Here is a 16,508-nt window from a genome sequence, read left to right on the forward strand (position 1 = left end):
CACCTACCATAAGCTTTCGCTCGTCAATTTGCGGGATGCGTAGTTCGCGCCGACCAAGATCAGCAGGTTCACGACCCCGTTGAACAATTCGACCGCCGTGCCGAAGCTGTAGCTCATATCGACGAGGCCGCGCCGGTAAATATAAGTCGACAGCACGTCCGCCGTCTCGTACGTCGCCGGGCTGTACATGAGAAGCACCTTTTCGACGCCGACGTCGAGCAGGCCGGACAAGCTCAGCAGCAGCATGACGACGATCGTCGTCTTCAGCGCCGGCAGCGTAATGTGCCAGATTTGCTGCGTGCGTCTCGCGCCGTCGATGACGGCGGATTCGTACATCTCCGGATTGACCTTGGAGAGGGCGGCTAAGTAGATAATCGATCCCCAGCCGAGCTTCTGCCAGATGTCGGACGTGACGAACAGCGTTCGGAACCAGTCCGCGTCCCCGAAGTAATATTTCGGCTCGATGCCGAACAGCGCGCCGAGGATGTTGTTGATCGCGCCGGACTCGGGCGAGAGGAGCATCTTCAGCATCCCGATGACCGCAACGGTAGAGATGAAATACGGCAAGTAGCTGACGGTCTGGATGACCTTCTTGTACAGCAATTGCCGGACCTCGTTGAGCAGAATGGCGAATAGAATCGGCGCGGGAAACCCGAAAATCGTGTTGTATACGCTCAGCAAAATCGTGTTACGCAGCAGCTTCCAGAAGTTCGGGCTCTCCACGAACGTAATGAAGTGTTTGAGGCCCGCCCAGGAACTGGTGAAGACGTTTTCAATATAGCCGACATTCGCGTTCAGCCGGAAATCCTTGAAGGCGACCAGGATGCCGTACATCGGCAAGTATTGGAACACTACGAAATAGACGAACCCCGGAACGAGCATCAACAATAGAAAACGATGCACCGCCACCTCTCTCCTCAACCGCCCCCACTTCCCGATCGAGGCCCGCTCGGGACGAATCGTAACCTGCTGCCGCAAATCCATCGCTTTCTCCCCTTCGCCGATTTCGCGGCCGCCTCGACGGCGCCGCCGCTCGATGCAAATGTAGCAGGGCATGGCGCGAAGCCGCAAGGTACATTCCCTTCGATCGGCACCCATCTCCTCGGAAAGAACGGCGAACACTCCATTCTTCCGGTCGGCACACGAATCTTACGATGATGTCCTTCCGGTTCCGTCCATGCCCTGCGAAGGCTTTGCGGACTCGTTATGGCTTAGGCTTCTATCCCGCGCTCGTCGAGGATGTCCTGCACCCGGACGCGCTCTCCTCCGTTCGCGGCGCTTCTGCGCATCGCCTCGAGAACGGCGATCGTCCGCACGCCCTCCTTGACGTCGGGGTACGGCGTCGCGCCCCGGTCCAACGCGTCGGCGAAATATTCGATGTAATTCTGATATTCGCCCGCGTGGTGGCTCTCCCCCTCGAAGCGGAAGTAATATCCATGAAGGTCGTCGAACGTCCGAACGTTCTTCCCCTCTCCGGCGAAGTGCGTATAATAATGCAGTCGAAAATATTCCGCTCGCGAGCTCCCCTTCGTCCCGCGCAGCGTACACTGAATCGTCGGCTCCGCGTCCCGGCCGAGCGTCGGCAGCGTATAGCTGCCCGAGACGACGCCGATCCGTCCCTCCCCGTCCCGCAGCAAAAACCTCATGTTGTCCCAAGCGTCGAGTCCGTAGCTGCGGCTCGTCTCGCTGCACCGTCCGTACCCGACGACCTCCTCGACCCCCGGTAAGTACCAGCGAACCAAGTCCGCCGCGTGAATCATGAAGTTGTACATCCAGCTGAAGCCCGCTTGCCGGCTCCACCCCTTCTCGAGAAACCAGCGCCCGTCGGTAATGTAATGCGCCTCGACCGTCTCGAGCTCGCCGTGCTTGCCGGCTTCGAAGTCCTCCCGCTGCCGCAGCATCGGCTCGAAAAACCGCGAGCTCTGCCCGACGAACACATGCTTGCCGGTCCGCGCCGAGAGCTCGATCAACTCCTGGGCGCCGTTCAGCGACAGCAGCAGCGGCTTCGTGCAGATCGCGTGCTTGCCGGCCTCGAGCGCCTGCTTCATATGCGCGTAATGCAGCTGATCCGGCGTATAAATCGCGATCGCATCGATCGCGTCGTCCTGCAGCAGCTCCTCGTACGACGTCGTCCACCGATCGAAGTCGAACTCGTCGGCCCGCGCCCGACAAACGTTAGGGTTCAGGTCGCACACTTGCCGAAGCTCCCAGCGATCGCTCCGCAGGGCGGCGGACATAATGCTTCGCCCTTCTCCTAAGCCAACGACGCCGAGCGTATACACTTGCTTTGTTGTCATGATCGTTCATCCCCTCGTCTATGAATCTATCCCCATTATAGGAAGGCGGGAGTAACGGGTCTCTACCCGATGTTGCGGAATAGTTAAGCGATTTTGCTGCCGGAAGCGATCCTAGACGAAGAAAATAGAGGAGGCTATACTGAGGGATAGATAAAGGAGAGGGGCGCGCGCGCGATGACGAATCCGTATCAACTGAAGCAGCTCGTTCCGCATCTGGATCCCGCATTCCCGTTCAACGTGTTCGACATCGTGCCGCCGGAGAAGCAAATCATGCATCTGCACTGGCATGACGACTGGGAGATCGTCTATTTCAGACAGGGCAACGCCGTCTTCCATATCGGATCGGAGCGAGTGCGCCCGCAGCCCGGCGATTTGCTCTTCGTCAACCGCGGCCTCATCCATACCGGCTTCGCGGAGGATGACGAGAAGGTGCGTTACGCCGCCGTCGTCTTCCATCCGTCTCTCGTCGCCGGATCGTTGACGGACGCCTATCATTTGCAAATCATCGGGCCGTTCGCCTCCGGGAAGAGCTTCTTTCCCATCCATATCGCCGCGGAGCACCCGCAGCATCCTTCCGTCGTCGCGCTCGTGGAGGACTTGATCGCCGAATACGACGCGAAAGCCAGAGGGTACGAGCTGGCCATTCGGTCTAAGCTTCATCTGCTGCTCATTCATCTGCTCCGCCACCACGACGTGTCCGACGGCCGCACCCGAGTGCACGGCTTCGACGAGGAGCTGTACGGCAGATTTAAGGAACTGATCGCCTACGTAGAGAACCATTATGCGGACAAGCTGACCGTGCAGCTCGCCGCCTCCATCGTCAGCTTGAGCGAATACCACTTCTGCCGCACCTTCAAGAAAATTACGGGCAAGACGTTCGTCGAATACGTCAACCTGCATCGCATCAACGCCGCCGAACGGCTGCTCGTCGACACGACGATGCCGGTGACGGAGATCGCCTACCGCGTCGGCTTCAGCAGCATTAACTACTTCAGCCAGATGTTTAAGCAATACAAGCGCTGCTCCCCGTCGCAATGCCGGAAGCGCCAGGGCGGCCATGAGGAGTGAGGACGCATCGCCCTTTTGCCGCCCCTTCTCCTCGACTTCCGTTCGCTCAGCCGCTAGTTCCTTCTTGCTACCCTTACCCCCGCCCCCCGCCGCCTACGTAGACAACTCTACCTGCCGCGCCCGAGCCCCGTACATTCTCTTTTGTCACTCCTTCTCCTCGACTTCCCTTCGCTCAGCCGCTAGTTCCTTCTTGCTACCCTTACCCCCGCCGTCTACGCAGAAACTTATCCCGCCGCCCCCGAGCCCGTACCTTCTCTTTTGCCGCCCCTTCTCCTCGGTTTCCCTTCGCTCAGCCGCTAGTTCCATCTTGCGGTCGCGGGGGTAAACTCCGTTTCATCTCGCCGACTCCCCCCCTTGCTAACTACCCTTACCCTCGCCGCCTACGTAGAAACTTATCCCCCCGCCCCCGAGCCCGTACCTTCTCTTTTGCCGCCCCTTCTCCTCGACTTCCCTTGGCTCAGCCGCATGGTAGCTGAGCCAAGGTAAACCGAGGACAAGGGGCCGCGGAACACTTATGCGATCCCTCGATCTTGCGATACTCCTCCCCCGATTTCTCTCCGATCAGCAAGAAGACAGCTGAGTCAAGGGAAACCGAGGACAAGGAGCCCCGGAACACTTATGCGATCCCCCGAGCTTGCGATACTCCTCGCCCCGATTTCTCTCCGATCAGCAAGAAGGCAGCTGAGCCAAGGGAAACCGAGGACAAGGAGCCCCGGAACACTTATGCGATCCCCAACGGCCCCGAACATACCGACAGCCGGTCCCTTGGGAACCGGCTGTCCTTGCCCTCCTGTTTACTTCGCGACAGACGCCGATGCCCCGACGACCTGCAGCGCCCCTTCGAACGTATACTCGCCGGAGCCGATGCGGATGACGGTCGCCCCGGCCTCCTCCCCGTGATATACCCATCCGTGCTCCGACGTCTCGGCGGCCTCGGCCGCGTTCCAGGCGCCGTCCACGACGACGTTCGACGCCGGCACGTATACCGTCGCCATGACGTTCGCCGGAATGGCGACCTGCAGCCGAAGCCGTCCCGCCTCCGACACGTCCCAAGACACCGCGATCGTTCCGTACAGCGACTCGTACGAGGCGCGCACCCAGCGCAGCGTTCCGCCGGGATGCGGCCGGATCAGAACGTTCCGGAAGCCCGGCGACGCCCGATCGACCTCGATGCCCGCCATGTACCGGAACATCCACTCCCCGACCGAGCCGAGGGAATAATGGTTGAACGAGTTCATGCTCGGCGTCTGGAAGCCCTTCTCTTCGGTCCATCCGTCCCACCGCTCCCAGATCGTCGTCGCGCCGTGCTTGATCGAGTACATCCAGGACGGGAACGTCTCCTGCTGCAGCAGCGCGTACGCCAGATCGAGACGGCCCGCGTCGGTAAGCGCCGGCAGCAAATACCCGACGCCGAGAAACCCCGTCGAAAGACGGCTGCCCCGCCGCTCGATGTCGGCGGCCAACCGGTCGATCGCGCGCGAGCGCAGCTCCTCCGTGAGCAAGCCGAATTGCAGCGCCAGCACGTACACCGTCTGCGTGTCGCCGTAGATGCGCCCCTCCGCGTCGACGAAGGCGCTCCGGAACGCCGCCGCGACGTCCCGATGCAGCGCTTCGTAACGCGCTGCATCATCAGACCGCCCGAGCGCTCCCGCGATGCGCGACATCAGCAGCGCGCTGTAAGCGAAGTACGCGGTCGCGAGCACTTCGTTCGGCGTGTCCGCGTCGATCGACAGCCAATCCCCGTAGTTGGCGTACCCTGGACGGACGAGGCCGTCGCTGTTCGCCTGCAAATAGTCGACCCACCGCGTCATCGCGTCATAATGCGTCTCCAATATCCGAACGTCGCCGTACATCAAGTACAGCGTCCAAGGAATGATGACGCCGGCGTCGCCCCAGCCCGGGTTGTCCGGGGCGAACCAGTTCAGCCTCGCGTTCCACATCTTGTGGCGGATCCAGCCCGCGTCCGGCGCGACGTCGGTGAACGCCCCGGACGGCTGTTGGCAGTCGATCATATCCCACATAAACTTGGTAAAGAACGTCGATACGTCCATGTTGTAGGAAGCGGTTCTGGCGAAAATTTGCGCGTCTCCGGTCCAGCCGAGCCGCTCGTCCCGCTGCGGGCAATCGGTCGGGACGGACAGGAAGTTGCCGCGCTGTCCCCACCTGATGTTCGAGTACAGCCGATTCACCATCGCGTCGGACGTCTCGAGGCGGCCGGCGACCGGCGTATCGGAGTGGACGACCACCCCGACGATCGCGTCCAAGGTCGGCTCTCCCGGATATCCGATCAACTCGACGTAGCGGAAGCCGTGGAACGTAAACCGAGGCTCGTACACCTCTTCCGCTTCGCCGCCCTTCAGGATATACCGTTCCTGCTGCACCGCCTTTCGCAAGTTGTCGAGATACAGCGTGCCGTCCGGATTCAGCATCTCCGCATGGCTGACGACGACCTCCGCGCCGCGCGGCCCCTTCACGGAGAGGCGCGTCCAACCGACCATGTTCTGTCCCATATCGAAAACGACGCTCCCCGAAGCCGTCCTCCGCATCCCGATCGGCCGCAGAAGCTCGGTCGCGCGGACCGGCGGCTCCAGCATCGACACGAGCCGGCCGTTGTAGACGGGCCGAATGTCGGGCGACTCCCACGCCGCGTCGTCGTAGCCCGGAGCATCCCAGCCCGTAAGCTCCAACCGGGCGTCATACGCCTCGCCCTTAATGAAGTCCGAGTACAGAATCGGTCCGCGCGCCGTCTTCCAGCCGCCGTCCGTGACGACGACGTCCCGCGTGCCGTCCGCGTAATCGATGTGCAGCTGCAGCAGGAAGAACGGACGCTCGCCGTAGACGTTCCGGCCGAGAAAGCCGACGGTGCCCGAATACCAACCGTCTCCCAGGATGACGCCGATCGCGTTGGCGCCGGGCCGCATCGAATCCGTCACGTCGTACGTCTGCACCTGCAGCCGCTTGTCGTAGTCGGTCCAGCCGGGCGCGAACTTATCGCCGATCGGCGCGCCGTTGACGCGAAGTTCGTATACGCCGAGCGCCGTCGCGTACGCGGTCGCCCGCGCGACCGTTCCGCGCGTCGTCACTTCCTTCCGAAAGTAGGGGGACGGCTGCAGACCGGCGCCTGCGCCGACATCGGCGACGTTCTCGGCGTCGGCCTTCCGCCCGATCAGCTTCGCTTTCCATTCGGCCCGCGTCAGCAGCCCCATCGTCCAATACGCCGGCTCGCTCCACGCCGACTCGCGGCCGCGCCGGTCCCATACGCGGACCTTCCAGTAGCAGCGCTGCTCCGAGCGCAGCGGCGCGCCGTCGTAGACGACGTGGACCGAGGCGTCCGATTCGACGCGACCGCTGTCCCACAGGTCGCCTTCGTCCTTCGCGAGCCGCTCCGGGCTGGACGCGACGAGCACGCGATACGCGCCCTGACGCGCGCGGCGCTCCGAAGCCGCGAGCCGCCAGAACAGCCTCGGCCGAGCCTCGTCGATCCCTAACGGATTGCGGACGTATTCCGTCTTGCAGTCGATGACTTGCAGAACCAATGGGATCTCATCCTTCCTTCGTCGCTTCGTGGAACAACGCCAGCTTGGCGTACATATCTTCCAGGGTGAATCGGGCATCGACGTACCGGTACACGCGGATCAAGCGCCCGCCGCCGTCGGCGGCATGCTCGTACGCGCCGTCGGCGCGAAGGCGCGGCGCGGGCCGCATGTCGAATTCGAAGGCATGGTCGTCCAGCAGCAGCGAGACGGCCGGCGAATCGCCGAGCATCCACATCTCGCCTTTCGGCCATGCCGGCTTGTCGCCCCACCGCTCGTTGAAGTCGACCAATTGCTCGAACAAGTACCGGCCGAGCTCGCCTTGCGGCCGCACCTTCGCGGCCAACTCCGCCAGGCTGACGCGGATCATCGAGTACACGTTCTTCGGCACCTGCCATAGCGGAATGCCGGAGCCGAGCACGACGTTGGCCGCGGCGATGTCGTTGCCGGCGTTAAATTCCGCCGCGCCGTCCGGATACGTCCCGCCGCCGATCCACACCGCCGTCAGCCGGTCCGCGATGCGCGGCTCCGACAAATACGCCGCGGCGAGATCCGTGAGCGGCCCGAGAAAGATAACGAACAGCGGCCGCGCGTCGTCGTCCCGCATCGCCTCCCGGACGATGAGGTCGGACCCCGGCGAGACGATCGCTTCGCGCTCGCTCTTCATCGCCGCCGGAGCGCCCGGCGTCGCGGCGTATCGGCCGTCCAAGCGCATCAGCCGGAGCAGCTTCTCGATCTCGCGGCAGGAGCGCTCCATCGAATCGGCGTCCCTCGCGCCGTAATGGGCGCCGATCAAACCGCGGATGTCGAACCGCGGCGTGAGCAGCGCATGCGCGATCGCGAACTGATCGTCCGCTTCGTTGGCCGCGTCCGTATCGACGATCAAGCGGAGGCGCTTCGCCTCCGGGACGCGATAAGGCAATATCTCGTTCAAATCCAACATATCCGACTCCTCCTCCTTCTCCCTTACCGCGACCGAAGCCGCGCGATTTCGAACTCCAGCGTAAAGCCCTCGGCGTCTCCCTTCGCGAAGCGGACCTCCGTGTCGCCGAACCGCTGCGACCAGCGGTCGGGCGGGCCGAGGAACGGCTCGATCGCCTCGCGCACCCGTTCGTCGCCGAGGAAATCGTCGGTCGCGAGCCATCGCCCGCTCCCGACCCGTCCGCTGCTCCGCCACGCCTCCGGCGCCAGCCAGCTCGCGATGACGACCAAGGCGCCGTCGTTCGCCTTCCGGCGCAGCCCGTCCAGCGTGCCGGGCGACAGCCGGGTGCCGGCCGCGACGATGAGCCGCGGAGCGCCCAGCCGCTCCTCCGTGACGGTTTCGTCGTAGACGAGCACGTTGTTCGACGGCAAGAAGAGCGGATGCACGCCTTGGCCTCGTCCCCATTCCCGCCCGTTCTCCAGCGGAAACTCGTCGATCGGCGTCTCCTTCTTCAGCCGATGCCGCGGGAAGTCGTAGCCGGGGATATGCATGCAGCTGCCGTGCGAAGGGATCGCGCCGCGGCTGAGCAGGTGCCAGACGTGAAAGACGCTCTGCGTCTCGACCGGCGCCTCGAGGCTCCGGTTCCCGAACAGCCTCGCGTTCTGGCCGTAATTGCTGTCGTCGGCGTGAACGAAAGCGATGTCCGCCTCCGCGTCGCGGTGCGACCAATCGAGCGGGTGGCTCGGCACGAAGCGGCGCGCGAATTCCTCCCATGCATCGCCGAACGCCGTGCGCCGGAATCGGCCGCCGCCTTCGTGCCGCAGCAGGCAGTCGATATTTTCCGCGAACAGATGCGTCGGCGCCATCAAGTACCCCATCCGCAGCGCGGAAGCGAATTCTTCCGGAGAATGGCCCGGAAACCCGGAGGTGCGCGTGAACCAAGGACCGACGTCCGGCCCCCATAGATCGGCGCAAATCCAGAGGTCCCTGCCGTACTGCTTCGCGGCGCCGAGCGCCGTCGCGAGCTGCAGCGGCTGGAACGACTCCTTCATCACCTTCGGGCAGACGGCCATCCCCCCGCGCGCCTGCACATGGAACAGCACCGAAAACACCTGCTCGGACACGAGCGGCGCCGATTCGGCGCGAAGCCCTTCGGCCTCCAGGATGCGCCGCACCGCAAGCGCCCGACGCTCGACCGCCGACGCGACGCGGTCGGACGCCTCCGCCAACGACAGACCGTCCGTCGCGCCCCAATGCGGCAGGAACGCATCCTTCCGATATTGCCCCGCATTGATCTGCAGATGCTCCGGCTCGTCGTAGAGCGCGCCCATCAGGATGCCGGCTCTCGCCGCCTCCGCCAGCGTCTCGTCCGGCACGTCGTACCGGTTCGTGCCCTCGACGTACGGGCCGTTAATGTTGCCGTACTCGTTCCCGAGGCACAGCCGCATCCCGGCCCGCGCCAGGTCGCGGATCATCTCCGATTGCCCGGCGAGGCTCGGGATCAGATGATGCACATAGAACGCCGCGCCCAGCTCCTGCATCGCCCGGACGAACTCGCCCGGAGTCGGCGCCGGCTCCTGCGACGGGTAGACGATGCCCGTGCCGGTGCGCATGATGTCATCCGACCGCTCCTTCGCCCAAGGGTCGTGCCAGGCGACGACGGGCCCTTGCAGCCCGAGCGTCGGCTGATTCGGCCGCGTCTTCGGTTCCGACATTCCCGTCACCTACCCTCTCAAGAACAGTTCGATGACCGGCACCGCGACGTCCGGCTTCTTCACCGGCAGGGCGAGCGTCAACGTATCCTCCGGCCGCCCCTCGTTGAAGGCGCCCGCCTCCATCGTCATCTCCTGCTTCCCTTCGGTCATGCGAATTTCGGAGCCGTCGTTCAGCAGCTGCGCGTATTCCACGCGGCCGGAGAAGCCCGGCAGATGCAGATGCTTGAACGGCCAGCTGAAGACGTGCAGATATAATCGATTCGTGTCCGGGTTGTACGTGAGCCGGCAATCGGCCGGGCACGCGAATGCGTCGGGAGCGGCGGTGCAGCCGTAGATGGAGCGGTTATGCCGCCTCATCCAAGCGCCGATGCCCTTCAGCCGATCGACGGCCCGCTCGTCGAACTCGCCGCGGCCCGTCGGGCCGACGTTCAGCAGCAGATTGCCCCCTTTGGCCACCGTGTCGATCAGCATCTTCACGAGCTGATCGACGCTCTTCCACGTCTCTTCGTCCCGGTAATAGCCCCACGACCCGCTGAACGTGTGGCATGCCTCCCAGACGACCCGCCGGCCGTCGACCTCGATCCATTTCCGAGGCTGGTACTGCTCCGGCGTCGTAATGTCGCCGCCGACCTGCAGCCGGTCGTTCAGCAGAATGTTCGGCTGCAGCTCCCGAATGAGCTTCACGAGCGCTTCGCTCCGCCATTCGTCCTTCCCCTTGCCGGGGAAGCCTTCCAGCGACGGAATCGAAAAATCGAAAAACATGAGATCGATCTTGCCGAACTCGGTCAGCAGCTCCCGCGTTTGGTTGAACATATATTCGACGTAGCGGTCGAAGCGTCGTTCGGAATCCTTTCCCACGAAAGTCTTGTCGTACCGCAGCGGATGCTTGACGTCAACCGTATAATCCGGGTGATGCCAGTCGAGCAAGGAATAATACAATCCCGGATGGATGCCGCGCGAGCGGAACGCCTCGACCATCGGCTTCAGCACGTCGCGCCCCGCGGGCGTATTCGGCGCCTTATAAACCGTATATTTCGAGTCCCACAAGCAGAAGCCCTCATGATGCTTCGTCGTGACGACGAAATATTTCATGCCCGCTTCCAGCGCCAAGTCCGCCCACAGCTCCGGGTCGTACAGGTCGGGATCGAATCGCCGGAAGTATTTGTCGCGATAGGCCTCGGCGCTTAGAAACTCGCGCGACTGCAGCCATTCGTGTCTCGCCCCGAGCGAGTACAGCCCCCAATGAATGAACATGCCGAAGCGGCTTTGCGTGAACCAGGAGCTGTCGCCGATCGTCGGCCTTACGTCCAGTCCCATTCTCTCTCCTCCGTCCGAACGTCGATTTGGAAACGCTTCACATAAGGAAAAGTATAAGCCCGCCCGCAAGACGAGGTCTCTATTCGATATTGCTGAAAAGTTAAAGTTTCTTGCTCACTCGCCGGACGCTTTCGCGGAATCGCGGAACGCTTGGGCCTGTTCCCGATACGCCGTCGGCTGCAGCCCCTTGACCCGCTTGAACGCCCGCCGGAACGACTTGTCGTTGCTGTACCCGACGCGGGCCGCGATGTCCTGGACGGGTTCCTCCGTCGTCGCCAGCCATTCGCAGGCTTTCTCCATGCGCAGGTTCTCCAAATAGGTCGAGAAATTATGGTTAATCCGGTCCTTGAACAGGAAGGAGATATAGTTTTCCGTCAATTCGAAATGCGCGGACAACGTCGACAACGACAAATTCGCGTCGTCGAAATGACGCTCCACGTACGCCAGCATCTCATGAATGAGCTCATGACCTTGGTCCTTCTTCTGCCGCGCCGCGTACCGGTGCAGCTCGCGCAGCAAGCCGGACAACGAAACGAACGCCTGCGGCGCGTCGTCCGGGCCGAGCCGCTCCATCGATTGCTCGACGGAGCTTCGCAGCGCCGCGTCGTTCTTCTGAAGCTGCCCCGCGACTTTATATACGGTGCCCTTCATCTCCAGAACGAGCTGCTGCTTGCTCTCCGCGGACAGCTTCCGCTGCCGGAAGTTCCCGTCGTAGACGTGCTCCAGCAGCGCGTCCAGCGCGCTCTCTTCCCCGGCCTTCACGGTTTGCACCAGCTTGCTCTCGATTTCCAACGGATAATAATATTCGTCGGACAGCTCCATCCGCTCCGCCCACGCGACGCGATTCGGCTCCGCGAAGTCCAGCGTGCCGATCGCCTCGTAATACGACTTCCAGCTGTCAGCGAGGCGCGGCTGCGGAGCGCCGACGGCGAACCGGACATTCATGCGGAACTTCTCCGTGACGAAATAGACGAGCCGTTCCAGCTTGCCCGCCAGCGCCGAATCGGGGGCCGCGTCCGCCTCCGAGGAGCAAATCAGGAACGCGATCGAATCCTCGCTCAGGTCGTGCGCGAAGACGGAGCCGATCGCGTCGTTCGCCAAGTTCTTGATCACGAACGTGTTGAAGTGGAGCTCTTGCAAGATTTCGTCCGTTATCGCGCCCCCGTACTTTTCGATTCGCGCCACGGCCCATAGGAAGCGGTCGCCCGTAAGCGCCAGCTTCGCCCGTTCGGCGAACGTCTTCGCCTCTTCTTCGCTCTTGAATTCCCCCCGCATCGCCTTCTCGATACATACCGTCCGCAGCATCGGCAGCTGCTGCTCCATCACGCTCTTCAAGTCGTTATGGCGATTCGCAATGTTCCTGTACGTATTCAAGATGTATTCGAACTCGTCTTCCTCGTGCTTGCGCTGCACCTTGCCGGACTCCGTCAGCTCGCGCAGCAGCCGGGTCAGCGGCTTGCGGTTCCGATAGGACAGGTACAAGGCGGTCAGCGCCCCGGCCAGCAAGGAGATCGCCGTAATCGACAGAATCGTCTGCCGAATATAGTTCAGCTTCTCCAGGAACACCTCTTCCGGAATGATAGAATAGTACGCCCAGTTGGAGTATCTCGATACCGTGGAGGTGACGTAGTATCGCTCGCCTTCGAACGTCAAGTACCCGTTCCGCCGCTCCGAGGCGAGCACCGCTTCGATCGGCGGCATGGCGCCGGCGTCCGTCGAAACCATGAGCGCGCGTTCCGCGTCGACCGCGAACGCCCAGCCGCCCGTGTTGTTCGTCAGCGGCAAGAGCAGCTCCCGGATTTTCGCTTCGTCGATGTAGACGACGACGGCGCCGTTCGACTGCCAAGACATGCCGAGGTGAATCGGCGCCGTGAACGCGACCGTCTCGTACACCCCGGCGGCGCCTTGAACGATCGCCGGTTCGTGGAAGCTGTAGCCCGGTCCCGTCATTTTCGCCGACCATTCGTCATAGGACAAATCGCCGTATTTCAGGAAATGCTCGTATTCCTCGCCCCCGTGGAAGATGCCCCGCGTCGTCAGCACCGTATCCGACTTCTTGAAATGCAGCAGGATGTCCTTGACGTACACGTTCAAATACTGGTGGCTCGCCAGCTCCTTGGAAAGCTCCATCAACTCGTAATGGTTCTGATCGGTCAGCGGCAGCTTCACGTTCGCGAAACGCAGCACGTCGCTGTTGACGGTGAGCCGATTCGCAATGCCGAGAATGAAATTGAGCTGTTCGTCGACGATCTTGCCGGATTGATCCAGCATCGCGAGGCCGGTACGCTTCGCTTCCGCCTCGATCGCGTTCAAGGTTTGGAAATGCACGTACGCACCGATGACGATCGGAATGATCAGGATGAGCAAATACGAAAATAACAACTTGTAGAACCCGTTAAACCGCTTCTTCGTTCCCTGTCTCATAAGACGCCCCCGATTCAAAGCGTTCTTCGCGATACCCCCACCTTAACAGGACTTCGTAGGCCGAACAAGCGCCCAGCGCTTCAATTTATCCCCAAATTAGACGAGAAGCTCCCGCAGGCGCAAGGTACATTTCTTATGTCGACACCCAAATCCTTCGTTCCGACTTGGCGAATAAGAAAAAGAAGGAGCGACGCAGGCGACGGTGGGCTCCTCTTGACGTTATTCGGCAATCCGCCATCTCCGTATTGACCACGTGGTCGATGGTGAATATAATGAATTCATAGCGCATTGACCACCCGGTCAATGCATGCTTAAGAGGAGAGAGGAGGAGGACATTGGTCGAGGACAAGAGGAAGCTGATCATGGACATCGCCCTGGAGCATTTCGCGGCGTTCGGCTACGAGAAAACGTCGACGAATCAAATCATTCATCAAGCCGGCATTTCCAAGGGGATCTTGTTTCACTATTTTTCGAGCAAGAAGCAATTGTATGCCACCGTGCTCGATCATGGACTGGAGCGCGTCGCTTCTTTCATGAAGGACGCCTTGTCGGAGCTGCCGACCGACCTGTTCGAATGCATCGTCGGCATGAGCCGCGCGAAGATGAACTTTTACTTGCACGAGCCCGCGACGTATAAGCTGCTCGTCGGCGCATTCTCCGCTCCGATTCCGGAGGAAACGGCGGATCTGATCGCGGAGCGCCGGCGCCTGATGGCCGCTCACATGTCCGTCTCGTTCGAGAACGTCGACATGTCGAAAGTAAGAGCGGGCGTCGACCCTTCCCAAGCTTTCGACTTGGTTACGAGCGTCGTGAACTTGCTTAGCACTCGGTTCATCGAGCGGCATCGGGAGCGTCCCGACAGAGGGTTGGAGCTGCTGGAGCCGTTCCTCGAACAAATCGGGCAGTATCTCGAGATGATCGAATCGGGTATTTATTCGCCACTTAATAAGGAGGGAAACAAACGATGACCTTCGAAAGAAAAATAAGCAAGCTCTACAAGCTTGACGAGCAGGCATGGATGCGCCACGCCAGCCCTTGGAGCGTATGGACCCGAAATACGGTGCTGCCGATCTTGATCGCAGCCTTCTGGAGCAGGGAATGGCTCGGGTACGGAGCGGCGGTTCCCGTCGCGATCGCCGTCCTCTGGGCCGCGGTCAATCCGCACATCTTCAAGCGCCCGGCCTCTCTCGACAATTGGGCGTCCAAATGCGTGCTCGGCGAACGCATCTGGTTGAATCGCGACAGCGTTCCCGTGCCGGCCCGTCATGCGAGGCTGCCCCATGTGCTAAGCGCCGCGGCAGGCGTCGGCGCGGCGCTTGTGATCGTCGGCGTCTTCCGGCTCGACCTGTGGATGACGCTGCTCGGCGCGGCGTTCGTGTACGCCGGCAAGCTCTGGTTTCTCGACCGGATGGTATGGCTCTACGAGGATATGAAGGGCCATGAGGCGTATCGGGAGTTGGGCAAGGCGCCTTCGGGCACGCGGTAGTGCCTCGACGCTGCTAAAACCCGTAAATCGTCATGCCGCCGTTCAATAGTTTCGTTATGCCGAGGATTATACAGAAAAAAAAAGCAGCGTTAGCCTACTCGCGGCTGACGCTGCTCTCTTATGCAATGCCGGGCTTCAGTCGCCCCTCGCCGCTTGCTCGGCTTTATAAATTTCGGTCGCCTGCTCGATCAAATCCGCGCCGCCTTCGGCCAAATATTTCGCCTTAAATTCCTCGTACAGGGCGTCGAGATCGCCGCTCGACGTAATGGCGATCGTGCGGAACTCCTTTTCCATATCGTCGAGAATCGTGCCGCGTTCCTTCTGCACGTCGGGCAAGCCGAAAATATAAGCGTCCTCGAGCGTGTGGTCCAACACCATCTGCCGCGCTTCCCGCGTGATGTCGTTGTAGAGCTGTTCGCGGAGGCCCTGACTGCCGCGGTTAATGATGACGGAGTACATGTATCCGCCGGCGTCGCGCAGCTTCACCGCGTCGTCGAACGGCGGGATCCACTCGAATTGCCCGCTTGCGTTCCACTTGTAGTGCACGTTCTCCACGCCGGCCCAGGTCAGCCGGTCGCCTTCGACGGAGACGAGATAATCGAGCGCCCGCATCGCGGCTTCCGGGTTTTTCGCCGCGCTGGAGATGACGGTATACGCGCCGCTGTCCTCCATCACCGGACGCACGTGGCCCCCTTGACCGTTAGGACCCTTCAAGTACGTGTACGCGAATACCGGCTTCGGCTCTTCCACGTAACGGGTGAGCCAGTTCTGCGTCGTGCCGTCCGCGTTGAAGTTATACGCTCCGACCTTGCCGTTCCACAGCTTCTCGAACGATTGCAGCGTCGGCACCGTGGCGAATTCCGGATCGATCAAGCCTTGCTGATACAGCTTATTGAGAAACTTCACCGCGTCCAGATATCCCGGCGCGAGCAGCCAAGGCGTCAGCTTGCCGTCGATCGTCACGTAGCGGCCTTGCGGAACGCCGTGCGCCGCGAAAATTTGCTCCCACGTCTGGCGAACCTCCACCGCCGCGCCGAGACCGATCGTATCGTTGAGGCCGTTGCCGTCCGGATCGTCGTTCACGAACGCCTTCAGCGTCCGCTCGAATTCGTCCAACGTCGTCGGCACCGGCAAGCCCAGCTTGTCGAGCCAATCCTTCCGAATCGCCAGCGCGTTGCCCTCGAACCACATGTCCGGAATGCCGTACGTCTTCCCGTCGATGTAAGCCGGGCCTTGCAGCAGCGCGCCTCGGTTTTCCATCATGTTCGGTCCGTGCGACTTCAGCAGATCGTCCAGCGGCATGATGACGTCGTTGTCGACCAGCTCCTGCAGCTTCGCCTTCGTGACGCGGAAGATGTCCGGCGCGTTGCGGCTGACGATGAGCGTGTTCAGCCGGTTCTCGTAATCGTCGGACACGACCGATTCCACCTGCAGGTTGACGCCGGATTGCTTGCGAATCTCTTGAATGACGAGATTGTCCTCGGGGAAGTTGGTCGCTCGGCTCATGAGCGCCGTCACCGTCGGCGCTTCCGCCGGCGCCTTCGAGGCGTCCGAGGTACCGCCGCTCGGCGCCTTCGCGCCGCCGTCTCCCGAGCCGCTCGCGGCGGGAGCGCCGCCGGAGCCGCCGGAGGAACCGTTGCAGGCGGCCAGCGCGAGGACCGCCGCCAATACGCACAAACGGAGCGTCGCCAGGTTGAACGTTCGATTCATTTTCATCGTAACCCTCCTCATGATTCGCCTTCTCGG

Annotated in this window: 11 protein-coding genes; 3 read left to right on the forward strand and 8 right to left on the reverse strand. The window is 61.9% G+C overall.

The window, feature by feature from the left end; genetic code table 11:
- Window positions 1-3: 3 nt before the first annotated feature.
- Complete coding sequence (locus FE782_RS14180; RefSeq protein WP_202914533.1) at window positions 4-1,122, reverse strand: ABC transporter permease; 1,119 nt, start codon at window positions 1,120-1,122, stop codon at window positions 4-6.
- A gap of 89 nt (window positions 1,123-1,211) precedes the next feature.
- Window positions 1,212-2,297 (reverse strand): Gfo/Idh/MocA family protein, encoded by a 1,086-nt coding sequence (locus FE782_RS14185; RefSeq protein ID WP_202914534.1) that lies wholly within the window; start codon window positions 2,295-2,297, stop codon window positions 1,212-1,214.
- Window positions 2,298-2,471: 174 nt separating this feature from the next.
- Between FE782_RS14185 and FE782_RS14190 the strand changes: the two genes are divergently transcribed.
- Window positions 2,472-3,365, forward strand: coding sequence for a helix-turn-helix domain-containing protein (locus FE782_RS14190; protein WP_138194873.1), 894 nt, complete (start codon window positions 2,472-2,474; stop codon window positions 3,363-3,365).
- A gap of 794 nt (window positions 3,366-4,159) precedes the next feature.
- On the opposite strand, the gene FE782_RS14195 is transcribed toward FE782_RS14190, so the two are convergent.
- From FE782_RS14195 to FE782_RS14215, 5 genes are all read right to left on the reverse strand, one after another.
- On the reverse strand, window positions 4,160-6,901 hold the full coding sequence (locus FE782_RS14195; RefSeq protein WP_238392486.1) for a glycoside hydrolase family 78 protein: 2,742 nt from the start codon (window positions 6,899-6,901) through the stop codon (window positions 4,160-4,162).
- Between the two features lie 7 nt (window positions 6,902-6,908).
- Complete coding sequence (locus FE782_RS14200; protein WP_238392487.1) at window positions 6,909-7,841, reverse strand: nucleoside hydrolase; 933 nt, start codon at window positions 7,839-7,841, stop codon at window positions 6,909-6,911.
- A gap of 23 nt (window positions 7,842-7,864) precedes the next feature.
- Window positions 7,865-9,535: a hypothetical protein gene (locus FE782_RS14205; protein ID WP_138194875.1), complete on the reverse strand. Its 1,671-nt coding sequence runs from the start codon at window positions 9,533-9,535 to the stop codon at window positions 7,865-7,867.
- A 9-nt stretch (window positions 9,536-9,544) separates the two neighbouring features.
- Window positions 9,545-10,852, reverse strand: a complete 1,308-nt coding sequence (locus FE782_RS14210; protein ID WP_138194876.1) for an alpha-L-fucosidase — start codon at window positions 10,850-10,852, stop codon at window positions 9,545-9,547.
- A gap of 114 nt (window positions 10,853-10,966) precedes the next feature.
- Window positions 10,967-13,276 (reverse strand): AraC family transcriptional regulator, encoded by a 2,310-nt coding sequence (locus FE782_RS14215; RefSeq protein WP_138194877.1) that lies wholly within the window; start codon window positions 13,274-13,276, stop codon window positions 10,967-10,969.
- Between the two features lie 335 nt (window positions 13,277-13,611).
- Here FE782_RS14215 and FE782_RS14220 point away from each other — a divergent pair, with 335 nt between their 5' ends.
- Together FE782_RS14220 and FE782_RS14225 are read left to right on the forward strand one after the other, a co-directional pair.
- Entirely contained in the window at window positions 13,612-14,244 is a 633-nt protein-coding gene (locus FE782_RS14220) for a TetR/AcrR family transcriptional regulator (RefSeq protein WP_138194878.1), read from the forward strand.
- Window positions 14,241-14,762 (forward strand): DUF6653 family protein, encoded by a 522-nt coding sequence (locus FE782_RS14225; protein ID WP_138194879.1) that lies wholly within the window; start codon window positions 14,241-14,243, stop codon window positions 14,760-14,762. Before FE782_RS14220 ends, FE782_RS14225 begins: the two co-directional genes overlap by 4 nt.
- A gap of 135 nt (window positions 14,763-14,897) precedes the next feature.
- Here FE782_RS14225 and FE782_RS14230 read toward each other — a convergent pair whose 3' ends face one another.
- Entirely contained in the window at window positions 14,898-16,478 is a 1,581-nt protein-coding gene (locus FE782_RS14230; protein ID WP_158299398.1) for an extracellular solute-binding protein, read from the reverse strand.
- Window positions 16,479-16,508: the final 30 nt, after the last annotated feature.

It is taken from the genome of Paenibacillus antri, assembly GCF_005765165.1.
In the GTDB taxonomy this organism is placed as follows: Bacteria; Bacillota; Bacilli; order Paenibacillales; family YIM-B00363; genus Paenibacillus_AE; species Paenibacillus_AE antri.

Coding starts and splice junctions, on each gene's coding strand:
- FE782_RS14185 (WP_202914534.1), bottom strand. CDS start 2,297: ATGACAACAAAGCAAGTGTATACGCTCGGCGTCGTTGGCTTAGGAGAA.
- FE782_RS14190 (WP_138194873.1), top strand. CDS start 2,472: ATGACGAATCCGTATCAACTGAAGCAGCTCGTTCCGCATCTGGATCCC.
- FE782_RS14200 (WP_238392487.1), bottom strand. CDS start 7,841: ATGTTGGATTTGAACGAGATATTGCCTTATCGCGTCCCGGAGGCGAAG.
- FE782_RS14205 (WP_138194875.1), bottom strand. CDS start 9,535: ATGTCGGAACCGAAGACGCGGCCGAATCAGCCGACGCTCGGGCTGCAA.
- FE782_RS14210 (WP_138194876.1), bottom strand. CDS start 10,852: ATGGGACTGGACGTAAGGCCGACGATCGGCGACAGCTCCTGGTTCACG.
- FE782_RS14215 (WP_138194877.1), bottom strand. CDS start 13,276: ATGAGACAGGGAACGAAGAAGCGGTTTAACGGGTTCTACAAGTTGTTA.
- FE782_RS14225 (WP_138194879.1), top strand. CDS start 14,241: ATGACCTTCGAAAGAAAAATAAGCAAGCTCTACAAGCTTGACGAGCAG.
- FE782_RS14230 (WP_158299398.1), bottom strand. CDS start 16,478: ATGAAAATGAATCGAACGTTCAACCTGGCGACGCTCCGTTTGTGCGTA.